This window comes from Paenibacillus etheri (assembly GCF_001012825.1).
GTDB classification, from domain to species: Bacteria; Bacillota; Bacilli; order Paenibacillales; family Paenibacillaceae; genus Paenibacillus_AQ; species Paenibacillus_AQ etheri.
The window spans coordinates 1-338 of the sequence record NZ_LCZJ02000055.1; the positions used below are offsets into that span (position 1 = coordinate 1).

Genomic DNA, 338 nt, shown 5'->3' on the forward strand with positions numbered 1-338 from the left:
CCTAACCACTCCCCTTAACCTTCCAGCACCGGGCAGGCGTCAGCCCGTATACTTCGCCTTGCGGCTTCGCACAGACCTGTGTTTTTGCTAAACAGTCGCTTGGGCCTTTTCACTGCGGCCCCCTCGTGCTATTCACACTACCGGGGCACCCCTTCTCCCGAAGTTACGGGGTCATTTTGCCGAGTTCCTTAACGAGAGTTCTTCCGCGCGCCTTAGAATTCTCTTCTCGCCTACCTGTGTCGGTTTGCGGTACGGGCACCTTCTCCTGGCTAGAGGCTTTTCTTGGCAGTGTGAGATCATGACCTTCGCTACTATAATTTTCGCTCCCCATCACAGCC

1 rRNA gene is annotated in these 338 nt (G+C 55.6%); it reads right to left on the bottom strand.

Annotated elements, in window-relative coordinates:
• Window positions 1-338: ribosomal RNA gene (locus UQ64_RS27570) — 23S ribosomal RNA — on the bottom strand; the annotation flags it as partial.